Origin of the sequence: Mesorhizobium sp. M6A.T.Cr.TU.017.01.1.1, assembly GCF_004023115.1 — a bacterium.
GTDB lineage: Bacteria > Pseudomonadota > Alphaproteobacteria > Rhizobiales > Rhizobiaceae > Mesorhizobium > Mesorhizobium mediterraneum.
In genome coordinates, this window is sequence record NZ_RZTA01000140.1 from 1 (window position 1) to 14,116 (window position 14,116).

The 14,116-nt window shown below is 57.8% G+C and carries 8 protein-coding genes; 7 read left to right on the forward strand and 1 reads right to left on the reverse strand.

All coding sequences use genetic code 11. The annotated features are described in order from the left end of the window. Window positions 1-1,075: 1,075 nt before the first annotated feature. The 4 genes from EOB36_RS29635 (at window position 1,076) to EOB36_RS29650 (ending at window position 7,752) form a co-directional block, all read left to right on the forward strand. Window positions 1,076-2,419 (forward strand): acetyl-CoA carboxylase biotin carboxylase subunit family protein, encoded by a 1,344-nt coding sequence (locus EOB36_RS29635; protein ID WP_128286272.1) that lies wholly within the window; start codon window positions 1,076-1,078, stop codon window positions 2,417-2,419. A gap of 354 nt (window positions 2,420-2,773) precedes the next feature. After that, a complete protein-coding gene (locus EOB36_RS29640) occupies window positions 2,774-4,054 on the forward strand; it encodes an FAD-binding oxidoreductase (RefSeq protein WP_128286273.1) in 1,281 nt (426 codons plus the stop codon). Between the two features lie 489 nt (window positions 4,055-4,543). Further along, complete coding sequence (locus tag EOB36_RS29645; protein ID WP_128286274.1) at window positions 4,544-6,295, forward strand: GMC family oxidoreductase N-terminal domain-containing protein; 1,752 nt, start codon at window positions 4,544-4,546, stop codon at window positions 6,293-6,295. Window positions 6,296-6,588: 293 nt separating this feature from the next. Beyond that, window positions 6,589-7,752 (forward strand): M20 aminoacylase family protein, encoded by a 1,164-nt coding sequence (locus tag EOB36_RS29650; RefSeq protein WP_128286275.1) that lies wholly within the window; start codon window positions 6,589-6,591, stop codon window positions 7,750-7,752. A 445-nt stretch (window positions 7,753-8,197) separates the two neighbouring features. Here EOB36_RS29650 and EOB36_RS29655 read toward each other — a convergent pair whose 3' ends face one another. Beyond that, complete coding sequence (locus EOB36_RS29655) at window positions 8,198-10,693, reverse strand: FAD-dependent oxidoreductase (RefSeq protein ID WP_128286276.1); 2,496 nt, start codon at window positions 10,691-10,693, stop codon at window positions 8,198-8,200. 828 nt (window positions 10,694-11,521) lie between these two features. Here EOB36_RS29655 and EOB36_RS29660 point away from each other — a divergent pair. From EOB36_RS29660 to EOB36_RS29670, 3 genes are all read left to right on the forward strand, one after another. Then, the gene (locus EOB36_RS29660) at window positions 11,522-12,700 is read left to right on the forward strand and encodes a M24 family metallopeptidase (RefSeq protein ID WP_128286277.1); all 1,179 of its coding nucleotides are present in this window, start codon (window positions 11,522-11,524) and stop codon (window positions 12,698-12,700) included. 184 nt (window positions 12,701-12,884) lie between these two features. Then, complete coding sequence (gene ehuB / locus EOB36_RS29665) at window positions 12,885-13,730, forward strand: ectoine/hydroxyectoine ABC transporter substrate-binding protein EhuB (RefSeq protein ID WP_128286278.1); 846 nt, start codon at window positions 12,885-12,887, stop codon at window positions 13,728-13,730. Window positions 13,731-13,788: 58 nt separating this feature from the next. Beyond that, on the forward strand, window positions 13,789-14,116 hold a 328-nt coding region (locus EOB36_RS29670), incomplete at its 3' end, for an ABC transporter permease subunit (RefSeq protein WP_164897651.1).

Consider the following 14,116-nt stretch of genomic DNA (forward strand, 5'->3'; position numbering starts at 1 on the left):
GAGTGAAGAAGTCTGGCTACGGCAGGGAAAAGGGTCAGGAAGCCCTTGATGGCTACGTGCAGACCAGAAATATTGGCATCCGGATCTCACAACCCTTGTCTGGTTCGGGCAACAGCGAGCCCGCCGTGAATCGATCCGATCGTTATTGCTAGTCGCCAATCCGCCGTCGGGAAGTCTTGCGGCGGAGGTTTAGTCGTCGATGCTGGTCTGGGGTCTTCACAGGGCACATCGCGCACCAGAACGCTGACCTAGCACCCGACCGGCACAGTATCTCTCGTCGTAACTTTCAGAAATGTTGAGAACCCGTAGTTGCGATTTGGAAAAATTGAACCAAGCCGGATGCAGGCGCATGAGCCCCCTACTCCCCTGAAAGCTGCGGGAGGGCACAAGGTTGTCAATCTCGCCGGATATTCCCACCGGTCCAGCGCGTGCATCGAGATCGAGGTGGTCTTGCGGCTGAGCCTCACGGACAACATCCGGTCGAGGATTACCCATGTCGTGTCGTCGGCCAGCGAGCGGGCATTCCAAGCATTCCAGTGCGTCTCCTGCTTGCCCCTTTCTAGGCGACGATCGACCAGGACGTCGTGATCTGCATCGGGCGCAAGGTGACACGAGGGAGTGTCGCGTGCTCATGCCCGCTAAGTAGTCTCGAGGTGATGCCCGGCGTCATCCGTGCGTCGCTGATTGGCGCTGAGCCCTGCTCCTCCATCCACTGGCTTTGCCTCGTCGATATCTAGCCCGCTCGCGGACCGGTGATCTGCTGATGTTGAAGGTCCTGTCAAAGTGCGCGTACGGTAGCCGGCGACATCGACGGCCTCATCAGCGCGCCGACGGCTGCTGGCCAAAACCGGAAACAGGCAAGCACCGTCCCAGCGACTATTCAGCGAGAGTCAACCGGATCCCAGCCGGGTGGTCAAAAATCGCAACAAATCATTCAGCTAACTTTACAAAATCTTCGCGAGATCAGATCGCTGAGCATGGTAGCTTCTCTTGGAGGCTGACGTCAGGCCGAACAACAAGTCGACGCCTGTTTACCCCCAGGCCGTCGCACTGCACACTGCGGAGATCGACGGCAATGACAAAAAGAGCTCTCATCCTGGTTGAAGGCAACAGAAGTACTGGTGAGCTATACGTTAAAGCGGCCAAGCGTCTTGGCCTTCATCCAATTACCTTGTCGGCTGACCCAACCCAGTACGATTATCTTGCAGCAGACGATATGGAGACAATCCGGGTCGATACGGACAACCTCGATGCCCTGATCAGGGAATGTTCCCGGGTGCGTGCAACTTATGATATTGCTGGCATCACCGGCTTTACGGGTCTCGATGAGTTAGCCTATGCTACAGTTGGTAAGCTATGCCGATCCTTCGCTCTGCCAGGGCCGAACCCCAGTTCGATTGAACGATGCTGCGATAAATTCACTCAACGTCAGATCCTCGCGGAGGCCGGCGTTCCTATGCCGGCCTATCGCTTAGCATCGAATGCCGCGGACGTACAAAGCTGTGCCGCGGAAATCAACCTCCCGGTAATTCTTAAGCCTGCCGTGGGCAGCGGCAGCAGCGGTGTCCTATTGTGCCGCGACGTCGACGAACTAGCAAAACACACGATCCATCTGTTGGGCGGGAAGCACAAATGGCGGGCTTCGCCCAGGATACTGGTCGAAGAATTCGCACAAGGCCCCTATTATTGGGCTGACATAATGGGGAATGAGGTCATTGGAATTGGCGGCGCTGACTTCGGGCGCCCACCGCATTTTGTCCATCGTGGGTGCACCTATCCAGCGGTGCTTACTGACGTCGAGCAGCAGCGTATCGCCGACGTATCGCTAAGCTGTTTGGAAGCTCTCAGCCTTGGCTGGGGGCCATCGAACATTGGATTCCGCTGGACAAGGCGTGGCCCAGTCGTCATCGAGGTCAATCCGCGTATTGCTGGTGCGCCCGGTCCTCAAATGGTTAAATTGGTTTATGGTATCGATCTAGTTACCGAGCACATCAAAGTGGTTATCGGCGAAGAATCGGATTTGCGAAGTACGCGTTCGCATGTCGCGGGCGCTCAGTTCCTCCTCCCGGAGGGTGATGGCATCCTCGATTGGATTGATGGCGCCAGTCGAGCGGCTGCCGTAGAAGGTGTCTCGGAGGTCAAATTGCATGTTCAGCCTAAGACACCTATCGTTAGGGAAGGCGATTACCGAGACACGATCGGACACGTCATCGCCGCTTCCCCGAGCCGCCCTCAGACCGACGCGATACTTCAGCACGCCGTTGCCTTGATTGATTGGTCGATCACGTCGGTTTCTGCCCTTGGCGAAACGAAACACGCTGTGGCCCCTTACCTTCCACCTGGTGCGGAGATGGTGACAGATAAAGGTACTCATCTCAGCATGTTGGTGAAATCGAGTGCAGGAGACGATGCGGTCTAGGGTGAATTGGCCATCCGCGAGGAGACCATTATGCTGACGGGCGTCATTGCTTCCTAGAGCCGACGCGCTCGCCTATCTCCGCTTTTATGCACATGTCGCCGCACAAAGCCGATTTCCTGCGTGAACGCGGAAGATTCGAATAGATCGGCCATTTACATGCGCTACATTCAGTAAGGGCGCTCTGAGCGGTCCGGTCCTCTTATTGTAAGCGGGCCTGATGCGGCTGGTTCAGAACGTTTGCGAAGATACGCCTCCTCCCAAGGCGCACCTGCCCGGCAGCGAGCTAAGTCTCCTGCCGGGCGCCCTGTGTTGTGTGCGCACTGAGCCAGCGTCCAGCCTTATGAGAGCGGATGAATGCTGAACGATAGACGGTCCCATGGGCTTTGGGAGCGGACAGCTCCGCCGCCGCCTGCAACGGAGAATCTGCGAGGCAACCTCGTCGCCGATGTCGCGATCGTCGGCGCCGGCTACACCGGGTTGTCCACTGCGCTGCACCTTGCCGAGCGGGGCCTGGACGTTGTCGTGATTGAGGCAGCCGAAATTGGTTTTGGCGCCGCCGGGCGAAGCACCGGGTTGGTGAATGCGGGCCTTTGGGTTATGCCCTCGGCGCTGAAGGAGACGCTCGGTCCGCTCTATGGCGATCGTTTGCTTAATTTGCTGCGCGATTCCCCACGCACCGTCTTCGAGATCGTCGACAAGCACAACTTGCAGTGCGAGCTGAAGCGGGCCGGCACGATCCATTGTGGAGCCGATAAGAAGGGCGTTGCCGAGATCGCGGAGCGAGCTCGGCAGTGGCAGGCGCTCGGCGCCCCGGTGCACATCCTCGACGCCGGGGAGACGCGTGCCAAGACAGGCACCTCGGCCTTCCCCGGAGGTCTCCTCGACCTGCGTGCCGGGACGATCCAACCGCTCGCCTATGTGCGCGGCCTCGCTGGTGCGGCGATTGCCGCCGGCGCGACCGTCTTTACGGCGAGCCCGGTCGAGCACATCGGGCGCGAGGGCCGCCTCTGGCGGCTCGCCACGCAAGGTGGAACCGTCCGGGCGAAGTGGGCGGTTCTTTCGACCGACACCTACACGTCGCGCATCTTCCCCGAGCTGCGTGGCGAGCAAGTGGTGCTCCCCTTCTTCCATGTTGCGACTGCGCCGCTGAGCCACAGAATTCGCCACACGATTCTGCCCGAAGGGCACGGCGCATGGGACACCCGCACCGTGCTGACCGCCTTTCGCACAGATAATGCCGGCCGCCTCATCGTCGGCAGCGTCGGCGCGCTCCGCGGCACCGGAATCCCTATTCATCGTAACTGGGCGCGGCGGCGTATCCGGGCGCTCTTCCCGCAGATCGGTGAGGTCGAGTTGGAGCACGAGTGGTACGGCCGGATCGGCATGACGAACGACCATCTGCCTCGCCTTCACCTCCCAGCGGAAAACATGATCGCGCTGACGGGTTTCAACGGACGAGGCATCGCGCCTGGCACAGTGTTCGGCCGCGAGCTCGCCCGCCATATCAGCGGCGAGCTGCCGCTCGACGGGATGTTCCTGCCGGTATCTTCGGCGCGGAGCGCCCCCTTTCGGGCCATCAGAGAAGGCTACTATGAGCTAGGTGCGCAGATCGCGCATTTGCCACCGGCCTGCTGATCTCGGGGGCACGGTCCTCGCGACCTCTGGGCATGAGCTATCCGGAATGCACTCGCTCTGCCGTCGGTTGCCGGACGCGTGCGCTGCCGACCACCGCGCTACGCGTCAGCCCTCCTAGGGATGCCGCAGCCTCGAGATAGCATTGGCGAAAGGCGGGCCGCTGCAATCAGCTTGAGACCACCAGCAGCAGTTGACGAAACTAGAAGACCCAAAACGGGTGAAAAGAGTGGCCGCAAAAACTAGACGAGGCTTCGGATTTCCTGCCGCTCATCGGGCGTGTCGAAACTCTTCCCGCATGGCTTCTGATAAGATGAGTTCCCTTACCGCCTAAAAGCGGAGGGAATTGGCTCCCTTAGTTGGAGTCCAGCAGGATGGCGATTTCTGCGGAATTCGTAAACAATCGCCGCTTTCCCGCCGAAAGGCGGTCCCATTCGCAGATCTTCGCTTCAACATTGTGCTAGCCTGCAGCCGCAGGATGGGGAGGAATTGTTGCTCTTTGACTATATAATTGTAGGTGGCGGCTCATCTGGATGCGTCCTAGCGAACAGATTGTCGGCCAATGGCAGTCAGGTGTTGCTCATCGAGGCGGGGCCTGACTTCCCCCCGAACGAAATTCCTGACGATATTCTCGACGGCAACCCCACACGCGCTTACTACAATCAGCGGTATCAATGGCCATCGCTTACCGCAGCCATCGCCCGAGATGGCAACAGACGCGTGCACTACGAGCAAGCTCGGGTCATAGGTGGAGGCTCCAGTATCAACGCTCAGGTCGCCAACCGGGGCGGCCCCGCCGATTATGATGAGTGGGCGTCCACGGGGGCAACGGGTTGGGACTGGGAAGGCGTATTGCCATATTTCCGCCGACTCGAATGCGATCTGGATTTTCGCGATCACTTCCACGGCAATAGCGGGCCGCTGCCGATTAGCCGGGCCGACAAACGAGAGTGGTCAGGATTCGTCAATGCGGTATCGACGGCTTTTGAGGATGAAAATATACCCTTTCGACCAGACTTCAACGGTGAGTTCCGCGACGGCCACTCAGTTGTTCCACTCACAAACCTCAACCGTCGCCGCGTATCAGCCGCGATGGCCTATTTGCCCGAGAATGTCCGTGCTAGGCCGAACCTCAGAATTTTGTCAGAGACTACGGTCGTAAAACTAACCCTTTCAGGTCGCCAAATAACCGGCGTGGATACTGAGAGTAAGGCTGGTCGCCAATCTTATAGCGCCCCAGAGGTTGTTCTATGTGCGGGCGCTATTCATTCGCCTGCGATACTGATGCGATCCGGTATTGGTCCGGGAAGAATTTTATCAGAGGTCGGCATTCAAGTTGTCGCAAATGTTGAAGGAGTCGGAAAAAATCTCCAGGAGCATGCCGGGGTCGCCATCTCGGCGTACTTGAGACCGGAGGATCGGATGTTGCCGACCGCGACCGGATATATCCAATTGCATGCCCGGTATTCATCCGGTCACGATGGTTGCCCGCCTACCGATATGGCCATCTCAGTTCTGGCGAAATCTGCGTGGCACCCCGTTGGCAAACGTTTAGGGACACTGAATTTCTGGGTCAATCGTGTCTATTCGACAGGAACTGTCTCGCTCAAGAGTTCGTCTCATCTCGTTGAGCCAGAAGTGAATTTCGATATGTTGAGCGACCAACGCGACGCTGAGCGATTGAAAAATGCGTTTCGATTCGTTGCGAGACTGATAAATCATAAGGCCTTGGCGCACACGGCGCTTGACCCCTTTCCTTCTACCTGGACTGGACGAGCAAAGCGAATCGGCAAGTACAACCGTTTTAACTACGGTCTCACCTCATTTCTCGCAGTCCTTATGGATAGTTCCTCTTCGCTCCGGCGAAGCCTGATCAGGTTTGCAATCACTGATGGTCGCAGCATCTCAGACCTTCTAAATAGTGACCAGCTTCTTGATAGCTTCGTACGACAAAACGTTTTTGGGAACTTTCATCCCACTTCAACTTGCAAAATGGGATCTGCGCATGATCCAAACAGTGTGACGGATCCGACTGGGCGCGTTCATGGACTATCGGGTTTAAGAGTCGCCGATGCTTCGGTGATGCCATTCTGCCCGCGAGCAAATACCAATATCCCAACAATTATGCTTGCCGAGAAACTGTCTGACGCCATACTTCGTGAACGGGGGCGCAATGAAGGTGACGTTTTGTCCAGGGGGTTCTGCAAGTTTAACCGGCCGCGGGGCACACCTCCGTCATTTTAGCTCGCTATCAATCTGGCTCGTCCGGAACCTTGCCGAATAACCAAGAATACTAACCGACCGCCGATATCGAGAGGCCCTTTGCAAACGCGGGATTTTGCCTCATCTCGATGCGAGATGGGGCCGATACACACAATGCATTTGACTGTAGAGGTTCATCCCTAGACTCTTTCCAGCGATAGCACAAACGATGCGGAACCGCCCATCTAGGATGCCCCCGAGAGCGGCGGCGCAGATGTGGCTCGAGCTGGCAGACCCGAGGCAAGGGTCTGCTCAATTTGGTGCAGGAGACAAGAATGCGCAGCGTCAATGATTTCCGGGATATTCATGATGAGGCTATCGCTTGGCGCCATCACCTCCACCAGAATCCGGAACTTGGATACAACGTGCACAATACCGCCCGCTTCGTCGCCGAAAAGCTTGCTTCCTTCGGGATAAATCATATCGAGACGGGCATCGCGGAGACCGGTGTCGTCGCGGTGATCCAAGGTGCAGGCGGGGATGGACCGACGATTGGCCTGCGCGCGGATATGGACGCGCTGCCGATCGTCGAGGCTACCGGCAAGCCTTGGACTTCGCAGATCGAGGGGAAGATGCACGCCTGCGGTCACGACGGCCACACCGCCATGCTGCTAGGTGCCGCTAAGCATCTCTCCGCCGCGCGGAACTTCAAAGGTTCGGTGGCGCTCATTTTCCAGCCCGCCGAGGAAGACGGGCAGGGCGCCGGTCGAATGGTGCAAGAAGGCTTGATGGACAGGTTCAATATCTCCCAAGTCTTCGGTATGCACAACATGCCAGGCATTGACGTGGGCAGGTTCGGTATTCGCGACGGATCGATTATGGCGGCCCTCGACGAATTTGACATCACCATTACCGGCCGGGGCGGACACGCCGCAACGCCTCATTTTACCATAGATCCGGTGGTGGTCGGAGCGCAGATCATCACGGCCCTCCAGACCTTGGTTTCCCGAAATCTCGATCCGACGGAAGCGCTCGTTGTGTCAGTGCCGAAATTCACCGGAAGTGAATCCTACCACATCATACCTGACTCCGTGACGCTGGGCGGAACCGTTAGGAGCCTATCGCCAGCATTGCGTGATTTTGCGGAAAAACAAATCAAGGTCTGCGCTGAAAATATCGCGGCAGCTTTCGGGGCTAAAGTGGAATATAGGCATAGGCGTCTCGAGCCGTTGACGTTTAACCATACAGCATCGACCGAATTGGCCGCCGCAGCCGCGCGGGCTCTTGTGGGGCGGGAGGCGGTCAACGAACAGGTCAAGCCGGTGATGGTCTCGGAGGACTTCTCTTACATGTTGCAGGCGCGACCTGGCGCGTTCCTATTCCTCGGCAACGGACCTACCGCGGGCTTGCACAATCCGACCTACGATTTTGATGACAATGCAATCCCTTACGGGATCGGCTACTGGGTCAACTTGGTGGAAGGCGGCTTGGCCAGTTAGCGCTGCTTACTCTCCTAAACTTTGCCCGCGCGCCCATCAGATAGTTACGCAGCGTTGCTAGCTTACTGGCCGCGCCGTCATGAGGCATGACAATCCGGCTCCGTCGTCTAACTGAGCAATCTGAGTGCCGAGCAAGTAGCCGGTCCCTCCACGCACCTGGCCGAGTACAGTCTGTGTGCGGCCCGAAACCGGATCATGGCTTGCGAGACAAGCCGATGGGCTGCCGTTCGACCTACTCAAACCAGAGCACAGTACCGTTCCCCCATAGCTGAGGGCCGTTGATACTTTGGCGGCAACTTGCGTCGTGTCTTTTGGGCCTATCGGGATCCGCTTCCATTGAGGGCCAGCATAAAGCTGGCCTGTAGCACAACAACATCTTTATCCCGCGACCCGAGGCAAGGCGCGCCCAGCGACCAGAAGCGCTCCAAGATTGCGCGGTCTAGTCTCAGGCCTTGAGGAGCTCTTTTGCGACCAGCTCCTCTACAGCACGCCACTCGCCCTTCACGCGGCTGCGCCCGGCGTCATAGAATGGCCGCAAAGAAGCTATGGCGGGATAGCGTTCGCCAGCGATCTCGATTTCGAAGGACCCTCCGGACAGCCAATCAGCCGTCACCCCTGCTTCTGCCTTGAGATACCCCATGCCAATACCACAGCCCACAGTGTGGCCAAAACCAGCTGAGCGAAGGTAACCGACAAGGCTGCCGTTACGCCAGACAGGCTCGGTTCCGAACATCAATGATTTGGCATTTGGGGCAGCGAACTGGACCAGCCGCCGGCGCAGAGGTTTGCCGCGCTGGGCCTCCAGTGCAGCGCGTCCAATGAAATTGTCAGGCTTGTCCCAGGCAACCGTGAACCCCAGTCCCGATTCCAAGGGGGTGTCCTCATCACCGACATCTGCACCCCAGTCACGATAGCCCGCTTCCAGGCGCAGCGTGTTGAGAGCAACATATCCGGCATGGCCTAGTCCGAGATCGGCGCCGGCGGCCACCAGAGCGTCGTAGACCCCTAGTGTTTGTTCGGTCGGGATGTGAAGTTCCCACCCCAACTCGCCGACAAAAGTCATCCGGAATGCGAGCGCGAGGCTATACCCGACCTCAATTTCACGAGCCGTTGCGAAGGGAAATGCCTCGTTGGAAAAATCCGCAGGACTGACGCGCTGCAGTAACTCACGCGATCGCGGACCCATCACGGACAGGGTGGTATATCCGGATGAGACATCTGCAACCGAGACGTGGCCGGCTCCCTTGGCATGCAACCGCAGCCAGGAGAGGTCACGGGTGCGTTGGATTGCCGCCGTTACGACAAGAAATTCCTCCTCGCCTATGCGTGCGATGGTGACGTCGGACTCCATACCGCCTCGCTCGTTGAGCCAAGGCGTATAGACGACGCGGCCGACGGCTACGTCGACGTCGTTCGTGGACAAGCGCTGTAGCAACGCCAAGGCATCCGACCCCTGTACCAAAAGATGCGCGAAGGAGGTTTGGTCGAACAGAGTGACCCCGGAGCGAGTGGCCGTATGCTCAGCAGCGCTCCGCTCGAACCATTCGTCCCGGCCGAAAGTTGCCTGGTTTTCATTCGACGATCCAGGCGCACCAAACCATTGAACGCGTTCCCACCCGGCGCTTTCACCGAAATTCGCGCCGACTGCGGACAGGCGGTCGTGCAGGGGGGACACGCGAACGTTGCGTGCCGTCTTGGCTGACTTATGCGGCAGATGAAGTGCCCAAAGGTTCCCGACCGCCTCCACCGTGCGGTCGTACAGATACCGCCTGTTCCGCTGGAAGGGCATTGATCGACGGACGTCCATTTCCCAGCAGTCTCCAGCCGGCAAGCCTGTCGACATCCATTCTGCCATGACCTTGCCCGCACCACCCGAGGATTCGATACCGCAAGAATTGAATCCAGAGGCGACATACAGACCTTGAATTTCAGGTGATGGCCCGAGGTGGAAGCGGTTATCAGGCGTGAAGCTCTCAGGGCCATTGAAATTCAGCTGAAGGCCAACATCTGCCAGGATAGGCATGCGCTCGATGGCCGCAGAGAGATATGGTTCGATGTGGTCGAAATCTTCGGGCAACGAATCGAAACTGAAATCCTGGGGTATGCCGTTCATGCCCCAAGGCTTGCCCTTGGCCTCGAAGAAACCCACGAGCAATTTGCCGGCGTCCGCTTTTGCATAGACGCGCGCGTCCATATCGCGGATTGTTGGCAGATCATGGGGTAGGTCGGGAATTGCCTCGGTGACAACATAGAAGTGCTCGGCCGCCTGCAATGGCACCGACCAGTTAAGTTCAGCAGCCACATTCCGCGTCCACAGGCCGGTGCAGATGACCGCGTGTTCAGCACGGACTGTTCCTTGACTGGTTTCCACGCCGACAAAACGGCCCTTCTCGACGAGGATGCGTGTGACAGGTGTCCGCTCAAGTATCGTTGCTCCACCCTGCCGCGCCCCAGTTGCGAAGGCACGGGCGGTATCGATAGCGTTGGTCATCCCGTCGGAAGCGATCCATGCCGCCCCAAGGACATCACTGACATCGAGCAACGGAACGCGGCGTTGGGCTTCCGCAGCGCTTATCATCTCCACGTCCAGGCCAAACGAGCGGCCCATCGAAGACCCGCGCTTAAGCTCTTCAAGGCGGTCCTGGGTCGCGGCGACAGTGATGGAGCCGGTTTGCCGAAAACCAGTTGCCTGACCGGTTAGATTTTCGAGGTCCCTGAACAGATCCGCAGAGTATTGAGCGAGCTTTGCCATGGTTTCGTTGGCGCGGAGTTGCGTCACCAGGCCCGCAGCATGCCAGGTCGTACCGCATGTCAGTTGGTCGCGCTCCAGAAGCAGAACGTCCCGGTGGCCGAGACGTGTCAGGTGATAGGCTATCGAGAGGCCGATAATGCCGCCTCCGATAACAACGTATTCGACATGCGATGGTACTTTGCTGGCCATTTGAAACCTGTTGGAGCTTGGGCCAAAGCGCGGGCTAAGGCGGACTGGTCGTGGCCAATAAAATATTGTCAGATATGCTCTGATTTCCGCTGATCTGCGTACCAGGAGTGCAGTATTTCTGCGCCGTGAGGCGGCCCAATGCAGCGTGACTCCAGCAGAGTGCACCAGGTGAATGTGGTGATGACTTGAAGGGCTGCCGTGCAACGTAAGCGGAAGCGGGAACGCGCCGAGATCGGCACCCGAGCGGTGGGGGTGCTCAAGGGGAGTTGAAAAGTCCTAGGCGACCTCGGCCATCGTCTTCGCTGGTAAGCGCTCCGCCTCGAGAAGCGCCTCTTGACCCGCCGCCAGGGGCAAGCGCTTTTCCTCCTGAGCCAGCACGTGCCGACAGGGGTCGAGGGAACCGGCGCCCTTATCAATATCAGGACCTTGGGCAGTGGTTCCCAGCATACCGGCTGCCCTGCGCCGCCACGATTGGCGTAAGCGCCGGTGCCCAAGCCGAAGACAACATCCATATGGGCACGATGGGTGCAGGTGGCCCAGCGTCAGCTGACATGGGCGTCTCTAGTCGAAGCCAGCGGCATTCTTCAACACGCAATTTCTTGTCTGCAGGCGCCGGCATCTCGAAGCGAGATGATGCCGATATAAACACTGCATTTGACTGAGAATGCCTTGGGACAAATGCTCGTCTGAGCACCCGCAACACAAGCAAAACGGGACGTGCGAGAATGGGCATCAAGATTTCCGCGCGTCGCCTGCGGTTGTCCTGGGCCGCATGAGCTTGGGCGAACTCAAGAGCGCACATGCTCAATTTCGAGAAGGATCATATGCATGAGCTACCAAAAACCTTTTCTGCGTGAGGAGTTCGACCGGCGCGTCCAGGACACGAAGAAGCGGATGCAAAAAGCTGGTCTTGATCTCCTCATCTGCCAGGATCCAGCCAATATGTACTGGCTTACGGGCTACGACAGTTGGTCCTTCTACACGCCGCAGGCAGTGCTGGTCCATGTCAACGAGGATATGCCTCTTTGGTTCGGGCGCCCGATCGACGCAAAATCGGCTACCGTTACAACAAACTTGCCGGCCGAGAACATCTTCGGATTCGCGGAGACTTTGGTTCATCACCCGGAAAATCATCCTTTCGATGATTTATGCGGGCTCATCAATTCCAAAGGGTGGAGTTCCGATCGCATCGGCGTCGAGCTCGACACTCACTATTACACCGCGCGGGCCCATCAGCACCTTGTTAGAGGCCTGCCCAATGCGAAGATCTCGGACAGTCGGGAACTTGTAAACTGGGCGAGGCTCGTCAAGTCAGAAGCCGAGCTCGTCTATATGCGAGAGGCGGGTCGTATCATTAGCAGAACTATGCGAGAGGCGATTGCGAAGCTCAAGCCGGGGGTTCGCGACTATGAGGTCGTAGGGGACATTTACCGCAATCAGATTTTGGGTGAGGGCAAGTTCGGCGACTACACTGGTCTGTGTCCCCTAATCCAAATTGGTGAGGGGACGAGCACTTGCCACCTCACATGGACGGGCCAGGCGATCCCCGAGTCAGCGCTAGTGGTGATGGAGCTTGGCGCGGCACGTCGCCACTATAACGCGCCCCTGACCCGCACAATTCACGTCGGACAGCCGCCACAAGAAATCTCGCGTCTGGCCTCCGTGATCGTTGAAGGCGGCGACCTCGCACTCGAAGCGGCCAAACCGGGCGTGGCCGTCGAAGAGGTAGCCGCCGTGTTCCAACGTACACTGAAACGGAATGGCTACAGCAAAGACAGCCGCGTCGGCTACTCAATCGGTGTTGGCTACCCGCCGGACTGGGGCGAACGCACTATCAGCATCCGCGCGGGTGAAACAACGCTATTGCAGGAAGGAATGTGCTTCCACTTCCAATCCGGAGTGTGGCTCGACGATTTTGGCGCAGCGATCTCAGAACCTTTCGTGGTCACAGCGAAGGGCGGCCAGCGCTTCTGCGATGTGGAGCGCCGCTTGGTCGTTATCGACTGATTATTAGCCCATCAACTTTTCGAATAACGCCTTAGCGGGCCCGGACTATGCGGCAATCGCCCAACACCGGTTTGTTACTCAACGAAATAGGAGATCAGCTTCTGCAAAAAAAGACGCTTCTACAAAGCTGGAAACGCCCATCCCGGGCTGCTGGATAATTCAACAAATAAGAAGGGAACGAGAAATGAAGATCAGACTTTCATACATTGCGGCTGGCTTGGGCCTTGCCGTGGCGCTTGCCGCTTTTCAGGCCCACGCAGGAGAACTAACCGACCGTATCGCCAGCGGCAAGTCCATCCGCATCGGCTTCGCGAACGAAGAGCCGTTCGCCTTTCCGGACAGTAATGGTCACCCAGTAGGGTTTGTAAACGCGATTACTCTCGGCGTCCTTAAGCAGATGGGCTACGAAAACGTAGAGACCGTCGTAACAGATTGGGGCGGACTTATACCCGGACTGCAGTCTGGACGGTTTGATATGGCTACGGGGGGGCTCTACATCCTTAAATCAAGGTGCCAAAGCGTTACATTTTCCGAGCCTTTGGCGAAAGTGACCGACGCGCTTATCGTCAAAGCTGGCAATCCTAAAGGGCTGCACAATTATGCAGATATCGCAGCCAAGGGGGCGACTATGGTGACCGGCATAGGATATAGTAATATAGAGCAAGCGAAAAAGGCAGGAGTTCCGGAAGATCAAATCATGCAAGTGCCGGGACAGACAGAAATTCTTGCAGCGGTCGAGGCGGGACGAGCAGATGCCGGGGCATCGGGATACCTGTTGTCTCGATCTGTGGCTGGCAAATCGGGTGGAAAACTTGACGTAACCGACCCGGATGCAATGCCGGAATCAACTCAAAACTGGGTCAGCATAGCCTTCCGAGAGTCGGACAAGGACTTTGTGGAGAAGTTCAACGAGGCTCAGAAAAAATACATCGGTACGCCCGAGATGATGAAGGCTGTCGAGCCTTATGGCTACGACGCAAAGCTGCTACCAAATGACAAGAGTGCGGAGTGGGTTTGCGCCAACCGCTGACCCCGCCCAGACACGGCCGGAGGCTTGCCTCCCGGCCGTGTCTGACGCAGGATGGCGAATGTCAATTTTGGAGTTTCTCCAAAACTATGGCCAGGCGCTCTTACAGGGGACCTTGGTCACATGCGCGCAATTCTTGCTTGCTACGCTGGTCGCTGTAGCTGCCGCCGGGGCCGCAGGCATCGGCAAACTGTCGAGCAAGTGGCCTATCCGGAGTGTTAGCGTTGTATACATAGAGATCTTCCGCGGAACGTCGCTGCTGGTGCAGCTATATTGGATTTTCTTCGTGTTGCCGCTGTTTGGTATAACGCTTCCGAACTTCACCGCCGGCTACATATCCGTCGGCCTCAATATCGGTGCCTATGGCGCCGAGATTGTGCGCGGCGCCA